This is a genomic window from Ezakiella massiliensis, from assembly GCF_059862345.1.
Window position 1 is genome coordinate 120357 of the sequence record NZ_JCBCEO010000001.1, and the last position, 18213, is coordinate 138569.

General features: G+C 37.6%; 15 protein-coding genes. All 15 read left to right on the plus strand.

All coding sequences use genetic code 11. The features are described 5' to 3' along the window. Positions 1–21 precede the first annotated feature (21 nt). The 15 genes from grdA to AC6FXG_RS00670 all read left to right on the plus strand — a co-directional run bounded on the left by grdA (position 22) and on the right by AC6FXG_RS00670 (position 18212). Positions 22–495, plus strand: coding sequence for a glycine/sarcosine/betaine reductase complex selenoprotein A (gene grdA, locus AC6FXG_RS00600; RefSeq protein ID WP_083427720.1), 474 nt, complete (start codon positions 22–24; stop codon positions 493–495). Positions 496–528: 33 nt separating this feature from the next. Then, positions 529–1839, plus strand: coding sequence for a glycine reductase complex selenoprotein B (grdB, locus tag AC6FXG_RS00605; RefSeq protein ID WP_500571143.1), 1311 nt, complete (start codon positions 529–531; stop codon positions 1837–1839). Between the two features lie 297 nt (positions 1840–2136). Then, the gene (grdC, locus tag AC6FXG_RS00610; RefSeq protein ID WP_075573843.1) at positions 2137–3708 is read left to right on the plus strand and encodes a glycine/sarcosine/betaine reductase complex component C subunit beta; all 1572 of its coding nucleotides are present in this window, start codon (positions 2137–2139) and stop codon (positions 3706–3708) included. Positions 3709–3718: 10 nt separating this feature from the next. Then, entirely contained in the window at positions 3719–4906 is a 1188-nt protein-coding gene (grdD, locus tag AC6FXG_RS00615; protein WP_075573842.1) for a glycine/sarcosine/betaine reductase complex component C subunit alpha, read from the plus strand. Positions 4907–4997: 91 nt separating this feature from the next. Next, positions 4998–6068 carry a BMP family lipoprotein gene (locus AC6FXG_RS00620; protein WP_500571144.1) on the plus strand — a complete coding sequence of 357 codons (1071 nt, stop codon included), beginning with the start codon at positions 4998–5000 and terminating at the stop codon, positions 6066–6068. Positions 6069–6119: 51 nt separating this feature from the next. Continuing rightward, entirely contained in the window at positions 6120–7637 is a 1518-nt protein-coding gene (locus AC6FXG_RS00625) for an ABC transporter ATP-binding protein (RefSeq protein WP_500571145.1), read from the plus strand. Then, positions 7630–8736: an ABC transporter permease gene (locus tag AC6FXG_RS00630; protein ID WP_075573839.1), complete on the plus strand. Its 1107-nt coding sequence runs from the start codon at positions 7630–7632 to the stop codon at positions 8734–8736. Before AC6FXG_RS00625 ends, AC6FXG_RS00630 begins: the two co-directional genes overlap by 8 nt. After that, positions 8736–9668, plus strand: a complete 933-nt coding sequence (locus AC6FXG_RS00635; RefSeq protein WP_500571146.1) for an ABC transporter permease — start codon at positions 8736–8738, stop codon at positions 9666–9668. Before AC6FXG_RS00630 ends, AC6FXG_RS00635 begins: the two co-directional genes overlap by 1 nt. Positions 9669–9680: 12 nt before the next feature. Then, entirely contained in the window at positions 9681–10682 is a 1002-nt protein-coding gene (gap, locus tag AC6FXG_RS00640) for a type I glyceraldehyde-3-phosphate dehydrogenase (protein WP_500571147.1), read from the plus strand. Further along, positions 10679–11863 (plus strand): phosphoglycerate kinase, encoded by a 1185-nt coding sequence (locus AC6FXG_RS00645; protein ID WP_500571502.1) that lies wholly within the window; start codon positions 10679–10681, stop codon positions 11861–11863. The genes gap and AC6FXG_RS00645 overlap by 4 nt, the downstream gene beginning before the upstream one ends. Continuing rightward, complete coding sequence (gene tpiA, locus AC6FXG_RS00650; protein ID WP_500571148.1) at positions 11863–12606, plus strand: triose-phosphate isomerase; 744 nt, start codon at positions 11863–11865, stop codon at positions 12604–12606. Before AC6FXG_RS00645 ends, tpiA begins: the two co-directional genes overlap by 1 nt. Positions 12607–12609: 3 nt before the next feature. Then, positions 12610–13902 carry a phosphopyruvate hydratase gene (gene eno, locus AC6FXG_RS00655; protein WP_075573834.1) on the plus strand — a complete coding sequence of 431 codons (1293 nt, stop codon included), beginning with the start codon at positions 12610–12612 and terminating at the stop codon, positions 13900–13902. A 70-nt stretch (positions 13903–13972) separates the two neighbouring features. After that, positions 13973–14983: a C40 family peptidase gene (locus tag AC6FXG_RS00660; RefSeq protein WP_500571149.1), complete on the plus strand. Its 1011-nt coding sequence runs from the start codon at positions 13973–13975 to the stop codon at positions 14981–14983. A gap of 14 nt (positions 14984–14997) precedes the next feature. Next, positions 14998–15846, plus strand: coding sequence for a bifunctional 5,10-methylenetetrahydrofolate dehydrogenase/5,10-methenyltetrahydrofolate cyclohydrolase (locus tag AC6FXG_RS00665; RefSeq protein ID WP_500571150.1), 849 nt, complete (start codon positions 14998–15000; stop codon positions 15844–15846). Between the two features lie 239 nt (positions 15847–16085). Next, the gene (locus AC6FXG_RS00670; RefSeq protein WP_500571151.1) at positions 16086–18212 is read left to right on the plus strand and encodes an ATP-dependent helicase; all 2127 of its coding nucleotides are present in this window, start codon (positions 16086–16088) and stop codon (positions 18210–18212) included. Position 18213 lies beyond the last annotated feature (1 nt).

Consider the following 18213-nt stretch of genomic DNA (forward strand, 5'->3'; position numbering starts at 1 on the left):
ATTTTAAGGGAGGAACCAAGAATGTTATTTAATGACAATACAAAAGTCATCATCATTGGTGACAGAGATGGTATTCCTGGTCCTGCAATGGAAGAGTGCATTAAGACGACACCAGCTGAAGTCGTATTTTCAGCTACTGAATGCTTCGTCTGAACCGCCGCAGGAGCAATGGACTTGGAAAACCAAAACAGAGTTAAAGAAGCCGCAGATAAGTACGGCGCAGAAAATGTTGTAGTTTTACTAGGTGGAGCTGAAGCAGAAACAGCAGGATTAGCTGCTGAAACAGTTACTGCAGGAGATCCAACCTGGGCAGGTCCGCTCGCCGGAGTCTCGTTGGGACTTAAGGTATACCATGTACTAGAAGAAGAAGTTAAGGCCGAAATCGATCCAGCTGTTTATGATGAACAAATTGGAATGATGGAAATGGTCCTTGATGGCGAAGCAATTAACGCTGAAATCAAAGAAATGAGAGATCAGCACTGTCAATTTTTATAAATTCACATCCGAATAGAAGAAAGGGGGAACACAATGGAGAAAATCAAAGTTGTTCACTATATTAACCAATTCTTCGCCGGTATCGGTGGGGAAGAAAAGGCTGACATTAAGCCTGAGGTTAGAGATGGTGCAGTTGGCCCTGGTAATGCTCTTAAAGGTGCATTTAAAGGCGAAGCTGATATAGTAAAAACCATCATTTGTGGTGACTCATACTTCGGTGAAAACATCGATGATGCTAAAGCTGAAATTCTCAAAATTGTTGAAGAAATTAAACCCGATTTATTTATCGCCGGTCCAGCATTTAACGCAGGACGTTACGGGGTAGCATGTGCTACTATTGCAGATGCAGTTCAAAATGAACTTGGAATTCCATCTGTAACCGGTATGTATATCGAAAACCCTGGCGCTGATATGTTTAAGAAATCTGTTTACATTGTATCAACAGGTAACTCAGCAGCAGCTATGGGTAAGGCTGTTCCAGCTATCGCAAACTTAGCATTAAAGCTAGTTAAAGGTGAAGAAATCGGAACACCAGAAGAAGAAGGCTATATTGAAAGAGGAATCAGATACAACTTCTTCCACGAAGAAACTGGTTCAAAGAGAGCTGTAGATATGCTCTTAAAGAAACTCAAAGGCGAAGAATTCGTAACAGAATATCCAATGCCAGAGTTCGACAGAGTAGATCCACAACCAGCTATTAAAGACCTTTCAAAGGCTAAGATTGCATTATGTACTTCAGGTGGTGTTGTTCCAAAGGGCAACCCAGACCACATTGAATCATCATCAGCAAGTAAATACGGTGAATATGACATTACAGGAGTAAATGATCTTACTGCTGACACATATGAAACAGCTCATGGTGGATATGACCCAGTTTACTGTAACGAAGATTCAGACAGAGTTTTACCTGTTGACGTAATGAGAGAATTTGAAAAAGAGGGAGTCATCGGATCACTTCACAACAAATTCTATACAACAGTTGGTAACGGAACAGCTGTAGCAAGTGCTAAGAAATTTGCTGCAGAATACGCACAAAAATTAATTGCAGATGGTGTTGACGCTGTAATTATGACCTCAACCTGAGGCACCTGTACACGTTGCGGTGCAACGATGGTTAAGGAAATTGAACGCGCAGGTCTTCCTGTAGTTCATATGTGTACTGTTGTTCCTATTTCACAAACAGTTGGAGCTAATAGAATTGTTCCTACAATTGCTATTCCTCACCCACTTGGAGACCCAAGCTTATCAAAGGAAGAAGAATATGAATTGAGGAAAAAATTAGTTAGAAAAGCACTTGACGCATTAACAACAGAAGTTGATGGTCAAACAGTTTTTGATAACTAGTACACTAACAACCGGGGACAGTTTTGTTCCCGGTTTTATTTTTTAATTGTTGGAGCATAAATTTAATAATTTTTGGTGATTATGTAAATTTATGTGAACTTGTTTTAAAATAGCCAGTGATAACTTTTTAAAAATAATCATTAGTAAACTCTATAGGGTAAAACGAAAAAAATTAAAAGGGTATTGTTATTATTGGCCTAATATTGTATAATTGATATGGATATATACATATAATTTTGGGTATATGTGTATGGCAAGGCTATTTATAAAAATAGCAAATTTATGGAGGTGTATATATTGAGTTACTCAGTAAACAAAGGAAGCAGTTATGTATTGATGCATTGTCCAGATATGGTTATTCATAATGGTACAACACAAACAAGCGCAAAGTTCATTATTGAACATGAAAAAGATCAAGCTAAGATTGATGCTGAACAAAAGTATTTGGACGCAGTTCCAAAACACTTAAGAAGTTTTGATGATGTTGTAAGCTATTATCCAAACCAAATCTATATTGGTAATGAAAGGCCAGAAGTTCTTGCAGACCTAGAAATGCCATGGACAAATCACAAGATGCCAAATGCTGATAGACATGGTAAATACGGCGAAATTATGCCACAAGATGAATTCATTGGCTTAATTAAAATCGTTGATGTTTTTGACTTAGTTCTTCTTGAACATGAATTTAGCAGTGCTGTAAAACAAAAAATGGCAGATCACCCACTCATTAATGATGATTTAGTCAATAGACTAAAAGATGGTGCTGATCAATCAGCTATTGATGATGCTATCAATAAATATGGTGCAGAGCCACTTGTAAATGATGGTAAGGTGGTAGGATGCGTTAAGAGAGCTCATGAAATAGATCAAAACTTATCAGCTCATGTAATGTTTGAAAACCTAGTTGCTAAAGCTTCAGGTGTTTTGTCTGCCCTACACTGCATTGATAAAAATGGAATTAACCCAGAAGATATCGAATATGTAATCGAATGTTCAGAAGAAGCATGCGGAGATATGAACCAACGTGGAGGTGGTAACTTTGCTAAGGCTGTTGCCGAATTTGCTGGCCTAGTAAACGCAAGTGGATCAGATACAAGAGGTTTCTGTGCTGCTCCATCACACGCTGTTATTGAAGCTTCATCGCTAGTTGCTGCTGGAACATTTAAAAACGTTCTAGTTGTTGCAGGTGGATGTACAGCTAAATTAGGTATGAACGGTAAGGACCACGTCAAGAAAGATCTTCCAATCATCGAAGACTGTGTTGCAGGTTTTGCAACTGTTATCGGTGAAAACGATGGCAAGAACCCAATCATGAGAAACGACATCGTTGGTCGTCACACAGTAGGAACTGGATCAGCACCACAAGCTGTTATTTCTTCACTTGTAACTATGCCACTTGAAAAAGCTGGATTAAAGATTACAGACGTTGATAAATATTCAGTTGAAATGCAAAACCCAGACATCACAAAACCAGCTGGCGCAGGAGACGTTCCTGAAGCTAACTATAAGATGATTGGTGCTCTAGCTGTTAGAGGCGGAGAAATCGAAAGACAAGGCCTACTAACATTTGCTAAGGATTATGGTATGAATGGATGGGCTCCAACACAAGGTCATATTCCATCAGGTGTTCCATTCCTTGGATTTATTAGAGAAGACATGCTCGAAGGCAAAATGAACAGAGCTATGATAATTGGTAAAGGAAGCTTGTTCCTAGGACGTATGACAAACCTATTTGATGGTGCTTCTATTGTTATCGAAGCAAATGACGGTAAGAAGGGAGAAGATTCTAAGGGAGTATCTGAAGACACAATTAAGAAATATGTTGCAGATGCTATGAGAGAATTTGCAGCTTCATTCGTTCAAGAATAGGGGTGATTTGATGTCAGAACAAAATATTAAAAAGATGATTGGTGACGTCTTTATGGACATTGCTGATGGAATCGAATCAGGTAGCTTTGGGAAAAAAGTTAGAGTCGGTTTAACAGCATTTGGCAGTGAACATGGAGTCGAAAACCTAGTTAAGGGAGCAGAAAAAGCTCAAGCAGCTGACCCATCATCAGAAGTTGTAATTATCACTGTTGGTGATAAGGCAGAAACTGATCTTGTTCAATACAATGTTGCAAGTGAAGATGAAGGTTACAAAAAGATGGAAGAACTGCTTGATAGCGGAGAAGTTTCAGCTTTTGTTACCATGCACTACAATTTCCCAATCGGTGTAAGTACTGTAGGTAGAGTTATCACTCCAGCTTTTGGAGAAGAAATGACTATTGCTACAACTACAGGAACTTCTTCACCACACAGGGTTGAAGCTATGGTTTTAAATGCTATTGCTGGTGTTATTACTGCAAAGGCAATGGGCAAGGATGAACCAACAATTGGTATTCTAAATGTTGACGGTGCTAGACAAGTTGAAAGAGCTTTAAAAGAACTTTCATCTAATGGCTACACACTTCATTTTGCAGAATCAAACCGTGCAGATGGTGGCTGTGTAATGAGAGGTAATGACCTCTTACAAGGCGTACCTGATGTTATGGTTACAGATACACTTACAGGAAATATCTTGATGAAGATGTTCTCAAGTTTCCAAACAGGTGGCGGATTTGAAGCCATGGGTTACGGATACGGTCCTGGTATCGGCAGAGGATATGATAGACATATCTTTATCGTAAGCCGTGCTAGTGGATATCCAGTAGTTGCAAACGCACTTGAATATGCAATTAGAACAGCTCGCGGTGGAATCGATCAAATCAAAAAATCAGAATATGCTAAGGCTGAAAAAGCTGGCTTAGATAAGATCTTAGATGGCTTGAAAGCTGAATCAACAAAAGCAGCTGGACCAAAAGAAGAAGTAAAAATGCCTGAAAAAGAAATCGTAGATGGTTCAATCGCAGGTATTGATATCCTAGAACTTGAAGATGCTGTTCAAGCATTATGGGCAGTAGGTATTTACGCTGAAAGCGGAATGGGTTGCACAGGACCAATTGTTATGGTCAATGAAGCAAAGCTAGAAGCTGCACACAAGGAACTAGAAAAAGCAGGTTATGTCACAGGAGACGCTAACTGCTAGAATATTAAATAAAGGTAAACTGGGTCGTCTTGCACGACTCAGCTACCTTTTTATTATTTAAACTTTAAAAATTTAAAAACGAGGAGATTTTATGAAAAAGTTATTTGCTATTTTATTAGCTGTTGCAATGTTATTTACATTTGGCTGCGGAAACAAATCCGAAAAGCCAGCTGATGCAAACGCTGAAAATAAAGAAAACACAGAATCAGTAGATTATAGTAATGTAAAAGTTGGTATGGTTACAGACGAAGGTGGTGTAAATGACCAAAGCTTTAACCAAGGTGGATGGGAAGGCCTTCAAAAGCTTAACAAAGATACAAAAGTTAATGTATCATATGTAGAAAGTCACATTCCATCAGACTATGCTCCAAACTTCCAAGCTATGTTAGAAGCTGGAAATGGTTTAATCTGGGGCGTAGGATTTAAACTAGAAAAAGACTTAACAGCTGCTGCAGCTGCTAATCCAGATACAAAGTACGCACTTATTGACTCTGTTTCTTCAAATCCAGATTTAAAGAATGTTGTTAACTGTGTATTTAAAGACAATGAACCTTCATTCTTGGTTGGATACATTGCAGGTAAGATGACAGAAACAAATAAAGTAGGTTTTGTTGGCGGTATTGAAGGAGATATTATTTGGGCTTTTGAATATGGATATAGAGCCGGTGTTCAATACGCTGCAAAAGAATTAGGTAAGGAAATTGAAGTTGAAGTACAATATGCTGACAGCTTTACAGATGCTACAAAGGGTAAGGCTATTGCAAAGAAAATGTACGAAGGCGGAGCTGACATTGTATTCCACGCTGCTGGCGGTGTAGGCGATGGTGTTATTGAAGCTGCTAGAGAAGCAGACAAGAAGGTTATCGGTGTTGACCGTGACCAAAACTATATTGCTCCTGACCACGTAATTACTTCAACAATTAAAAACGTTGGCGTTGCCATGTATGATATTTCTAAAGAATTTGCTGAAGGTAAATTCGAAGCCAAAACAGTTGAATTCTCACTAGCTAATAACGGCGTTGATATTGCTCCAACAAGTGATAAACACGTTCCAGCTGATGTTTTAGAAGAAATTGAAAAACTTAAAGAAAGCATCGTTAATGGAGATATTAAGGTTCCAAATAACGAAGAATCATACGAAGAATATATAAAGTCATTATAAAAAGAGGCGACCTATCTTTAGGTCGCTTTTTTTTAAAGATAAGGAGGGCACATGGCCGGAGATAATTTGATTAAAATGTCTAATATCACCAAGATTTTTGGTGAGAACATTGCAAATAATAAAATTAACTTAGAAATAAGAAAAGGCGAAGTTCACTCTCTGCTTGGAGAAAATGGTGCGGGCAAATCGACTCTTATGAATATATTGTATGGCCTTTATACAGCTGATGAGGGCGAGATATTTTTAGATGGTAAAAAGGTTGTTATTAACTCACCACTGGATGCTATCAATCATAAGATTGCTATGGTTCACCAACACTTTATGTTAGTTGATGTATTTACTGTTACTGAAAATATTATTCTAGGCAACGAACCTACTAAGGGAATGTTCTTGGATAAGAATGCTGCCAAAGATACTATTAAAGATTTGATTGATAGATATGGTTTAAATGTTGATCCTGATGCCAAGATTATGAATATAAGTGTTGGTATGCAGCAAAGGGTTGAAATACTCAAAGCTCTTTATAGGGGAGCTGACATTATTATTTTTGATGAGCCAACGGCTGTTTTAACTCCGCAAGAGATAGAAGATTTCATTGGTATTGTAAATAACTTAAAGGCTGAAGGAAAGACAATAATAATAATTACTCACAAGCTTAGAGAAATTAAATCCATGGCCGACAGGTGTACAATTATCAGGCGGGGGAAAAAGATTGACACGGTAAATGTATGCGATGTTACTGAGCAAGATCTTGCTAACATGATGGTTGGAAGAGAAGTTATATTTGCTGTTGATAAACCTGAAGTTGAAGTAGGGGAAGTTTGCTTGAAAGTTGAAAACCTCAAGGTTGATGACTTAGATAAAAGGGAAAGAGTCCGCGGCTTAAATCTTGAGCTCAGGAAAGGTCAAATCCTTGGTCTAGCTGGTGTTGATGGAAATGGCCAGATTGAACTTGTAGATGCTATTACTGGCATGACTACAGCTAAAGAAGGCAAGATTTTTATTAATGGTAAGGAAGTTCAAAACAAAACTCCAAAGGAAATTATCGATAGCAAATTGTTATCCATACCTGAAGACAGACAAAAGCACGGTTTGGTACTTGAATATCCTGTTGACTACAACCTTTCTATTTTAAGAATTAAGAATGAGCCTCTTTCAAAGAAAGGCATCTTGCAAGAAGATAAACTTAGAGAACGCGGAGAAGAACTTATTGAAGACTTTGATATTAGGCCCACAGATGGAGCGGTATCTGCTGGTAGCTTGTCTGGAGGTAACCAACAGAAGGTTATCATTGCTAGACAAATTACAGAAGACCCAGATATTTTAATCGCGGTCACACCAACAAGGGGCTTAGACGTTGGGGCAATCGAATATGTTCACAGGGCAATTGTAAATGAACGCAACAAGGGCAAAGCGATACTTTTAGTAAGTTTTGAACTTGATGAAATATTAAATTTATCAGATGAGATTGCTGTTATTTTCGATGGTAAGATTGTAGATCACAAAAAAGCTTCTGAAACAAATGAAAATGAGCTAGGACTTTTGATGGCAGGAGGTAAAAATGAATAATAAGAAAAGAATAAGTACGGCCTTGCTATCAATTTTAGTCGGTATATTGTTTGGATCTGTTGTACTTTTATTGGCAGGACATAATCCGATAAAGGTTATGTATAACTTGTTTTATGGAATATTTAATACGCCAACCTCAATGAGCTATACACTTGTAAATATGGCGCCGCTTCTATTAACGGGAATTGCTGCTGCCTTTGCATTTAAGACAGGGCTTTTTAATATTGGTATTGAAGGTCAATTTATCATTGGATCTGTTGCAGCTACTTGTGCAGGAATACTTGTGGACTTACCGCCTGTTATTCACCCAATATTCTGCTTGTTATGTGCATTTTTAGCTGGTGGATTATATGCGGCTTTTGTAGGATTTTTAAAAGCTAAGTTTAATGTAAACGAAGTTATTTCTTCTATTATGTTAAACTGGATTGCTCTTTACTTTAACAACTATGTTTTGACACTTACTGCTATTAGGCAGCCAAACAGTGATTTTTCTTACAATATTTCTCCAAATGCAAGCATTAGAATACTTGATTCATGGAAGTCCACAGAAGCTGGCATGGAATATTTAGCAGGAAATTCTTTTTGGGGCAATTTCTTAAAGGCTCCTGTTAACCTGGGGCTCTTGGTTGGTATCTTAGTCGCAATAGTTATATGGTTTATATTAAAAAAGACCACACTTGGTTTTGAACTTAAAGCTGTTGGTCTAAATAAAGATGCGGCAAAATTCTCAGGGATTTCAGTAAATAATAAGATAGTACAAGCTATGTTTATTTCAGGCGCTATCGGCGGACTCGCAGGAGCTGTTGATGTACTTGGCGTAACTCAAAGAATTGGAGTTCTTGCTCTAATGCAAGGTGTTGGTTTTGATGGAATTGCAATCGCACTAATAGCACTTAACAATCCACTTGCAGTTATTCCGGTATCCTTACTTTTCTCGGCTCTCAAATACGGCGGAGGAAAATTAACCCTAAGTGTTGGGGTTCCTGGAGAAATTGTTTCGATTATTATCGGATTTATTGTGTTTTTTATCTCAATACCTTTTGTCTTTAAAAACAAGAAGAAAGCAGAGTCATCTATAGAAGTTAAGGAGGAAATATAATGAGTTTACAAGAAATTGGAATTATTATTGGTATAACATTTATGTATGCAACTCCTCTTATTTATGCTGCTATAGGTGGTGTAATGAGTGAAAACACAGGCGTTGTAAATATTGGTCTGGAAGGGATAATGTCCATTGGTGCTTTGATAGCAGCTACAGTTGCTCACTTCTCTGGCAGCCCTTGGCTAGCGTTTTTATGCGGGGGTTTGGCAGGTCTTGTAATTGCAATCCCACATGCTCTTGCTACAATTAAATTTGGGGCAGACCATGTTGTAAGTGGTACTGCAATTAACTTTTTGGGGCCTGGACTTGCACTCTTTTTGTGCAGGATATTCTTTGATGGTGGTGCTACTTCAAATCCACTGACAATGGATCAAAAATTACCACAACTTTTTCAACACACCTTCCCTGAAGGTTCATTTTTAAAGTCAGTCTTCAACCAATATGCAACATTTTATATTGCTTTAATTTTGGTTGCTCTTGTGTATATAATTTTGTATAATACAAAGCTTGGCCTTAGGATGCGTGCAGTTGGTGAACACCCTCTAGCCGCAGATACCTTGGGTATTAATGTTAGAAAAATTAAATATTTCGGAGTCTTGTCAAGTGGTTTCTTAGCTGGACTTGGTGGAGCAAGTTTGTCAATAGCAGTTGTTGCAAACTTTAGAACGACTTTGGTAAGTGGGCAAGGCTTTATCGCCCTTGCAGCTATGATATTTGGAAATTGGAAACCGCAAGGAGCATTAATGGCTTCATTATTGTTTGGCCTTGCACAAGGACTTGCAATTCATTTTGGTGGTGGAAATACACAAATCCCAAGCTCTGTGCTTTCTATGCTACCTTATGTTCTTACTTTAATAATATTGGTAATAACATCAGGTAAGAGCAGGTCACCAAAAGCAAATGGATTGCAATATGTAAAGAAAAATTAGTAGGAGGTTAAAATGAAAGTAGGAATTAACGGTTTTGGAAGAATTGGTAGGGACGTAGCTAGGATTTTATTAGAAGAAGACCACGGTCTTGAACTAGTTCACATCAATGCTAGTGGTGACTTGGATGATCTAAGACACTTATTTAAATATGACAGTCTTTATGGAAAATTTACCAAGGATATAAAAGTTGAAGGTGATGGTTTTGATATCGAAGGCCACAAGATACACTTTACACAATTTAGAGACCCAGCTGAAATTGACTGGTCAGAACACGGAGTTGAAATCGTAATTGACTCAACAGGTGCTTTTAAGGATATGGAAGGCCTTGGCAAACACTTAAAAGGAAGCGTTAAAAAAGTTATTTTAACTGCTCCTGGTAAGGGCCTTGACAACACAATTGTAATGGGTGTTAACTGTGACACATATAAGCCAGAACAAAATATTATTTCAAACGCAAGCTGCACAACAAACTGCTTAGCACCAGTAGCCAAGGTTATTGAAGATACTTTTGGTATTGAAAAAGGTATGATGACAACTTGCCATGCATATACAGGTGACCAAATGCTATTAGACAAGAGACACAAAAAGGACAGACGCCGTGCAAGAGCTGCTGCTTTGAGCATGGTTCCTACAACAACAGGAGCTGCTAAAGCTGTTGCAGAAGTTATTCCTGAGTTAAAAGGAAAATTAAATGGCTATGCTCTTAGGGTTCCAACTCCTACAGTTTCAGTTGTTGATGTTGTCTTAGAACTTAAGAAACCAGCTACAGTTGAAGAAGTTAACGCTGCTTTGAAAAAAGCAAGTGAAAATGAAATGAAGGGAATCCTAGGCTTCTCAGATGAAGAACTCGTAAGCATTGACTACCAAGGCGATCCACGCAGCTCAATTGTAGATAGCAAACTCACAATGATGATGGGCGACAACATGGTAAAGATCGTTTCATGGTATGATAACGAATGGGGATATTCCTGCAGAGTTGTAGATTTAGCTAAAATGGTAGCAAAGAGTTTATAATGAAAAAAACTGTTAGAGATATTGATTTTAAAAATAAGAGAGCCCTAGTTAGAGTTGATTTTAATGTTCCTATGAAAGACGGAAAGATAACCGATGATTTTAGGATTAAATCAGCCTTAAAGACCATTGATTATTTAATGGATAAGGGAGCCAAGGTGGTTTTGATGAGCCATCTTGGTCGCCCAAAGGGCACATATAAGCCTGAATTTTCACTTAAACCTGTGGCTGAAAAGTTAGAAGAATTAACAGGCAAAAAAGTTGTCTTTTTTGACATCGAAAGCCCAGTTAATGATGATACTATAAACGCTTCAAAGGGCTTTGATGGAAGCATTTTACTCTTACAAAACACCAGATATGATGCAGGTGAAGAAAAAAATGATCCAGAGCTTGCGAAGAAACTAGCAGCCCACGGAGATATTTATGTAAATGATGCCTTTGGCACAGCCCACAGGGCACATGCATCTAATGTTGGCGTCTCAGAAATTTTGCCAGCTGTAGCAGGATTTTTGGTTGAAAATGAAATCAAATATATCAAAGAAAATCTTGATAATCCAAAGCATCCTTTCGTGGCCATTTTAGGTGGAGCAAAAGTTTCAGATAAGATTGGTGTAATTGAAAATCTTATGAATAAAGTCGACAAGATTATCATAGGCGGGGCTATGGCTAACACCTTTTTAAAGGCTCAGGGTTATGATATGGGCAAATCTTTGGTTGAAGATGAAAAAATTGACTTAGCCAAAGACCTGTTAAAAGAATCCAAGGATAAAAATGTCGAAATCTTATTACCTGTTGATTTAGTTATGACCGATAGCTTGGATGATTCAAATCTTATAAAGACTGTTAAGCTAGGCGACGACAAGGCAGATCTGATGGCTGTGGATATTGGGGAAGAATCAATTAAAAATTTCTCCAAAGCTATAAAAGATGCCAAACTTGTAATTTGGAACGGACCTATGGGCGTATTTGAAAACAAAGATTTTGCTAAAGGTACTTTTGAAATTGCAAAGGCAGTTGCAGAAAGCGATGCCGTTTCAATTATTGGTGGCGGCGACTCAAGTCTTGCTGTTAAGCTTTCTGGTTACGAAGACAAGGTTACCCACGTTTCTACAGGCGGTGGAGCAAGTCTTGAAATGATGGAAGGTAAAGAACTGCCAGGTATTAAATGTTTGGAGGAAGCCTAATGAGGAAGAAGAATTTAGCAGCAAATTGGAAGATGAACCTGTCTAAAAAAGAATCTGAAGACTTATTAAAAAATCTTTCACAAATTGAAGAAAAAAATAATCGCGAGATGATTATCTGCCTGCCAGATATATATTTATATCAAGCCGAAGAATATTTAGAAGGCAAGAGCTACGGCCTACAAAACTTTTACTATGAGGCAAGTGGAGCTTTTACAGGAGAAATTTCTTTGGAGCAAGCCAAGGACTTTGGCATTAAATACGCCATTGTTGGCCACTCAGAACGCAGGACAATTTTTAACGAATCAAATGAGCTTTTAAATAAAAAAGTTAAGGCTGCCTTAAAAAATGGAATCACACCAATTTTTTGCATTGGCGAACCCATTAGTGAAAGGGAAAATTCAACTTACGAAGCCTATTTGTACAAGGAATTAAAAGAAGGTCTAGCAGGTGTCGATATAGAAGATGCTAGAAAAATTATCTATGCCTACGAACCTATTTGGGCAATTGGCACAGGAAAGACAGCTCATACATCGGATATAAAATCAGCCCTTGAATATATAAGAAATACACTTGACTATATGTACAAGGGTATCAAGGATGATGTCCACCTCTTATACGGTGGCAGCGTTAAAGATAGCAATATCGATGAGATAATGGCAACTGAACACGTTGACGGCGTCTTGGTTGGTGGAGCTAGTTTAAAATTCGATTCATGGAAGAGAATAGTGGAATTTAAGGAGTAAATGATGAGTGAAATTATTGATGTTCATGCACGCGAAGTGCTAGATTCAAGGGGAAATCCAACCGTTGAGGTGGAAGTTGTTACAGATAGCGGTGTTGTTGGAAGGGCAATTGTTCCTTCTGGTGCATCAACAGGTGCTCACGAAGCCCTCGAGTTAAGGGACGGAGACAAGAAAAGATATCTTGGCAAGGGCGTTTTAAAGGCTGTAGAAAATGTAAATGAAATAATTGCAGATGAATTAATTGGCCTACCTGTAGATGCTCAAACTGAAATCGACAACATTATGATCAATCTTGATGGTACAGAAAACAAAGACAAGCTTGGCGCCAATGCAATACTTGGAGTTAGCCTTGCTGTAGCAAGAGCAGCTGCAGGAGAGATAGGCTTGCCACTTTATAAATATATTGGCGGAGTAAACGCAAAAGTACTTCCAGTTCCTATGATGAATATTTTAAACGGTGGAGAACATGCCGACAATAACGTCGACATCCAAGAATTTATGATTTTGCCAGTAAGTGCAGACTCATTCCACCAAGCACTTCGTATGGGATCAGAAGTTTATCATAGTCTAAAGAATGTTTTGAAGGATAAAAATCTTTCAACAGGGGTTGGCGACGAAGGTGGCTTTGCTCCAAACCTAAATTCAAATGAAGAAGCGCTAAAGGTTATTATTGAAGCTATCGAAGCTGCAGGATACAAGCCAGGCGAAGACATTTACTTGGGCATTGACGCAGCAAGCACTGAATTTTACGATGCAGACAAGAAAGCCTATATTTTAAAGGGCGAAGGTAAGGAATTTACCGCTGAAGAATTGGTAGATTATTATCAAGATCTTTGCAATAAATACCCTCTAATCTCAATCGAAGACGGTCTTGCAGAAGATGATTGGGCTGGATGGAAGTATATGACCGAAAAAATGGGCGGAAAAATCCAATTGGTTGGCGACGACCTCTTTGTTACAAATACCAAGAGACTCGAAAAGGGTATTGAAGAAGGAATTTCCAATTCAATTTTGATTAAGTTAAATCAAATTGGAACCCTAACAGAAACCATCGACGCTGTTTCTATGGCTAAAGAAGCTGGATACACAGCAGTTATATCACATAGATCAGGCGAAAGCGAAGATGCTTTTATAGCTGACCTTGCAGTTGCACTTAACACTGGACAAATCAAAACTGGTGCACCTGCCAGAACAGATAGAGTTGCTAAATACAATGAGCTTTTAAGAATTGAAGAATTTTTAGATTTCACTGCAGAATACAAGGGACTAAAGGGTTTTTACAATCTTAAAAAATAATCAAACTCCTTAAAATTTGCAAATAATAGCAAATTTTGATATAATTATCCTGTTAACTAAAGGAGGATTTATGAACAAGTTTTTAAAAGGGACATTAAAGCTTGTAGGAGCAATTTCTATCTTAGCTTTATCCACTTTCGATACTGGCACTATCATAAATAAAATTGATGTAAAAACAAAAGATAATTTAGTTATTAACTTTGCAGAGGGAGAAGAGGTTGAGATCCTCAAGGAAACTCCCACTGGATATGTCGTTCAAAAAGACAGTCAAACTGCAGAAATCAATGTCGAAAATATTATTCAATTTAATAAGAAAAATAATGAGTTTACCGTTAGAAGGCTCACAGCTTTAAAAGAAGATAAGGCTAGTGACCAGGTAAAAAGACAATTGCTTGAAGGCGAATCCATTACTGTGCAAAAAAATGAAGGAGAATACTCATTTGTTTTAACCACAGACAATTTAACTGGATACGTTTTGTCAAGCGACTTGGACAAGGAAGTTGTTTCAAATGTTGTAACAGGTGAATTAATTGGCTTGATACAACTTATAGATGGAACAAATCTAGCAGCAGGCACTCCAATTATTATTACTGGATTTAAGGACGGACAATTTATTGCAAGCACAAAAGATGAAAAGGAATTCATGATTGCAAAAGAGTTTGTAAAAATCGTGAAAGACAGATTATCTAGAGCTGCTAGCAGGAATCCTGGTTTGGAAAATGATATAGTTGCAATAGCACAAACTAAATTAAACACACCTTATGTCTATGCAACTGCAGGTCCAAATTCCTTTGACTGCTCAGGTTTTTCAACATGGGTTTACAAGCAACTTGGCGTTAAATTACCAAGATCAAGTGCTTCTCAATCTACTTTTGGCCAATTGGTTAATAGAGACGAGCTGGTACCTGGAGATTTAGTTTTCTTTAACACTTCAGGTAGTGGGGTAAGCCACGTTGGAATTTATATTGGAAACGATAAATTTATTCATGCTGCAAGCCAACCGTATATGAAGGTTATGATTAACTCTTTAAGTGAGAAATATTATAACGCTCGTTACGTTTGCGCTAGACGCGTTCTATAATTTAAGGAGATTATATGAAAGAATTAAGAGGCAAGGTTGTTGCTGATCAAATTAAAGAAGGTCTAACAAAAGATATAGAAGAATTAAAAGCCAAGGGAATTAATCCTACCATTGCTGTTGTAAGGGTTGGCGAAAACGATTCAGATATTTCCTATGAAAGGGCTATAGTTAAAGCTTCAGAAGCTATTGGCTTGATGGCAAGACTCGTTACTTTGAAAGAAGCAACTACAACAGAAGAATTGGAAGCTGAACTTGTTAAGTTAAACAATGACAAAGAAGTTCACGGAATTTTAATGTTTAGACCACTTCCAAAGCACATCGATCAAGACAGGATGCAAAATGTTATAGCGGCTGAAAAAGACGTTGACGCTATGAATCCTATTAATCTAGAAAAGATTTTTGAAGGCGACCCAACAGGACTAGAACCTGCAACTCCAAGGGCAGCTGTTGAAATGATCAAAGGTCACGGCTATGAACTTGAAGGCAAGGACGTTGTTGTAATCAACAGATCAATGGTTGTTGGTAAACCACTTTCAATGATGCTTTTACAAGAAAATGCCACAGTTACTATTTGCCATTCCAGAACTAAGGATTTAAAGGCTCACACAAAGAGGGCTGACATAGTTGTAACTGCTTTGGGTAGACCAGCTATGCTTGATAAGTCTTACTTCACAGAAGACTCAATTGTAATTGACGTTGGAGTAGGCACAACAGCAGATGGCAAGCTATCAGGCGACGTAAACTTTGATGATGTTAAAGATTTTGTTGCAGCGATTACTCCAGTTCCACGCGGAGTTGGATCAATCACCACAACAATTCTTTTAAGCCAAGTTGTAAAGGCTTGCAAGAATCAAAATAAATAAGCAATTTAAAACTGCGGTTTAGCCGCAGTTTTTTTGTGCCCTTGTTTTCAATTTATAATTTATTGTTCAAAGTGTTTTTGTAGATAGATTTAAATAAAATATTTATTTAAAATGAAAGACAAATTTAAATTTAAAAAGCATTTTATATAAGCTGGCCGATATTTTATTGGTCGGCTTTTTTCTTGACTTAAATTCCTATAAAAAGTATAATGAATATGATTATATTTAAAGGAAGGCATATGGATATAAAAAGTTTATTAAACAAAAATCAATACGAAGCTGTAATGCAAACTGAAGGGCCAGTCTTGGTTTTAGCCGGGGCTGGAAGTGGAAAAACACGGGTTGTTACATACAAGCTCGCACATCTTATAAATGATTTGGGCGTTAGTCCTTATAATATTTTGGCTATTACTTTTACAAACAAGGCTGCCAATGAGATGAAAGATAGGGCTTCTAGTATTTTAAACAGACCTGTAGATGGGCTTTGGATAGGGACCTTTCATAGCATATGCGTTAGGATTTTAAGGAAGCATTATTCATCGTCTTTTACGATTTATGATACTGCTGACACTACAAATTTAATTAAGAGAATTATTAAAGATTTTGATTACGATACAGACACTTTTAAGGCATCATCAATTAGATATGAGATTTCAGATTACAAAAACAGAGGCAAGGGAGTTCATGAATACTTGACCGATGCTGGCGCTGATTATTATAGGGAGAGAATTGGCAGGGTTTTTGAAGAGTATGAAAAGAGGCTGAAAGAGGCAAATGCCCTCGACTTTGACGACCTCATCTTAAAAACTGTGCAGATTTTAAAATCCAACAGCCAAGTTAGGGAGGAGTACTCCAAGAAATTTGAATATGTTTTTGTAGATGAGTACCAAGACGTAAACGATATTCAGTACCAATTTGTAAAGCTGATTTCCAGTTACCATAACAACATAACTGTTGTAGGAGATGAAAACCAAAGCATCTATGCTTTTAGGGGAGCTAATCTAGAAAATATTTTAAACTTTGAAAACGATTTTAAAAATGCCAAGGTTATATATTTGAACGAAAACTATAGGTCTACAAATCAAATTCTAACCGCTGCCAATCACTTGATTGCAAATAACTACCAAAAATACAAAAGAGACTTATTTACTTCAAGGGAATCCGATGATAAAGTTGTCTTTATAAATTTGCCCAACAATAGCGAAGAGGCCTTTTACGTTGCAAATAAAATCGAAGAGCTCAACCTAAAGGGTGTTTCCTATAACGATATAGCGATTTTATATAGGACCAACGCCCAGTCCAGGAATTTTGAAGATATATTTTTGAGGTCTTCTATTCCTTACGAGATTATAGGGGGCTTAAGATTCTATGACCGCAAGGAAGTAAAGGATGTAATTGCATACTTAAGGCTATACGAAAATCCTTATGATACAGTTAGTTTTGAGAGGATTATAAATACTCCTAGACGGGGTGTTGGAGAGAAGACACTAACTGAGTTTTTGAATGCCAAGACCTACACGGGAGAAGACTTCTTTGCAATTATAACAAATTCCAACAACAAAAAAGCCGCAGATTTTGGCAATAAAATGCTTGAGATTATGGACAATAAAAATCTTTCTTTAATGGATAGGGTAAAGGCAATTGTTGATGGGTCAGGATATTTGGAGAGCTTAAGGATTTCAAATGCAGTTGAAGACGAATCAAGGGTTCAAAACATTGAAGAATTTTTAACTTTTGCTGAAGAATATTCCAAGACTCACGAAGATGCAAGTCTGACTGACTTTTTGGCAGAGATATCATTGTTATCAGATATAGATTCCAAGAGCGAAGATGATAAGATTACTTTGATGACTGTTCACTCTTCCAAGGGCCTGGAATTTAAAAATGTCTTTGTAGTTGGACTTGAAGAAGGGCTTTTCCCATCGTCCAGGTCTATGGACTCTGAAGAAGAGGTCGAGGAAGAAAGGCGGCTAATGTACGTTGCAATTACTCGGGCCAAGGATAGATTGTTTTTAACTTCTGCTGATGAGAGAATGATGTACGGCAATGTTATCTATGGCAAGCCCAGCCGTTTTGTAGAAGAAATTGAAGATTATATTGACAGGCAAGAGAGTGAAAAGAAAGCTCCGATAAAGACGCAAAGTTCTCCAGGAAGGACTATACTTACAACTGGTTATAAGCCAATGAAGTACAATAGTCCATCTGCAAATTCAGCTGATATTGGAACTGGAGATTTGGTTGAACACAAGCTTTGGGGCGAAGGCAGGGTAGTTAGCAAAAATGGAGATGACATCACAATTGTATTTAACTCCAAGGGCTTGAAGAAATTAAAACTATCGCTTGCTCCAATTAAAAAGAAGGTGTAAT

Bases quoted from the DNA above. Each gene is read 5' to 3' on its own strand.
- grdD (WP_075573842.1), top strand. From the start codon at position 3,719: ATGTCAGAACAAAATATTAAAAAGATGATTGGTGACGTCTTTATGGAC.
- AC6FXG_RS00620 (WP_500571144.1), top strand. From the start codon at position 4,998: ATGAAAAAGTTATTTGCTATTTTATTAGCTGTTGCAATGTTATTTACA.
- AC6FXG_RS00625 (WP_500571145.1), top strand. From the start codon at position 6,120: ATGGCCGGAGATAATTTGATTAAAATGTCTAATATCACCAAGATTTTT.
- AC6FXG_RS00630 (WP_075573839.1), top strand. From the start codon at position 7,630: ATGAATAATAAGAAAAGAATAAGTACGGCCTTGCTATCAATTTTAGTC.
- AC6FXG_RS00635 (WP_500571146.1), top strand. From the start codon at position 8,736: ATGAGTTTACAAGAAATTGGAATTATTATTGGTATAACATTTATGTAT.
- gap (WP_500571147.1), top strand. From the start codon at position 9,681: ATGAAAGTAGGAATTAACGGTTTTGGAAGAATTGGTAGGGACGTAGCT.
- tpiA (WP_500571148.1), top strand. From the start codon at position 11,863: ATGAGGAAGAAGAATTTAGCAGCAAATTGGAAGATGAACCTGTCTAAA.
- eno (WP_075573834.1), top strand. From the start codon at position 12,610: ATGAGTGAAATTATTGATGTTCATGCACGCGAAGTGCTAGATTCAAGG.
- AC6FXG_RS00660 (WP_500571149.1), top strand. From the start codon at position 13,973: ATGAACAAGTTTTTAAAAGGGACATTAAAGCTTGTAGGAGCAATTTCT.
- AC6FXG_RS00665 (WP_500571150.1), top strand. From the start codon at position 14,998: ATGAAAGAATTAAGAGGCAAGGTTGTTGCTGATCAAATTAAAGAAGGT.
- AC6FXG_RS00670 (WP_500571151.1), top strand. From the start codon at position 16,086: ATGGATATAAAAAGTTTATTAAACAAAAATCAATACGAAGCTGTAATG.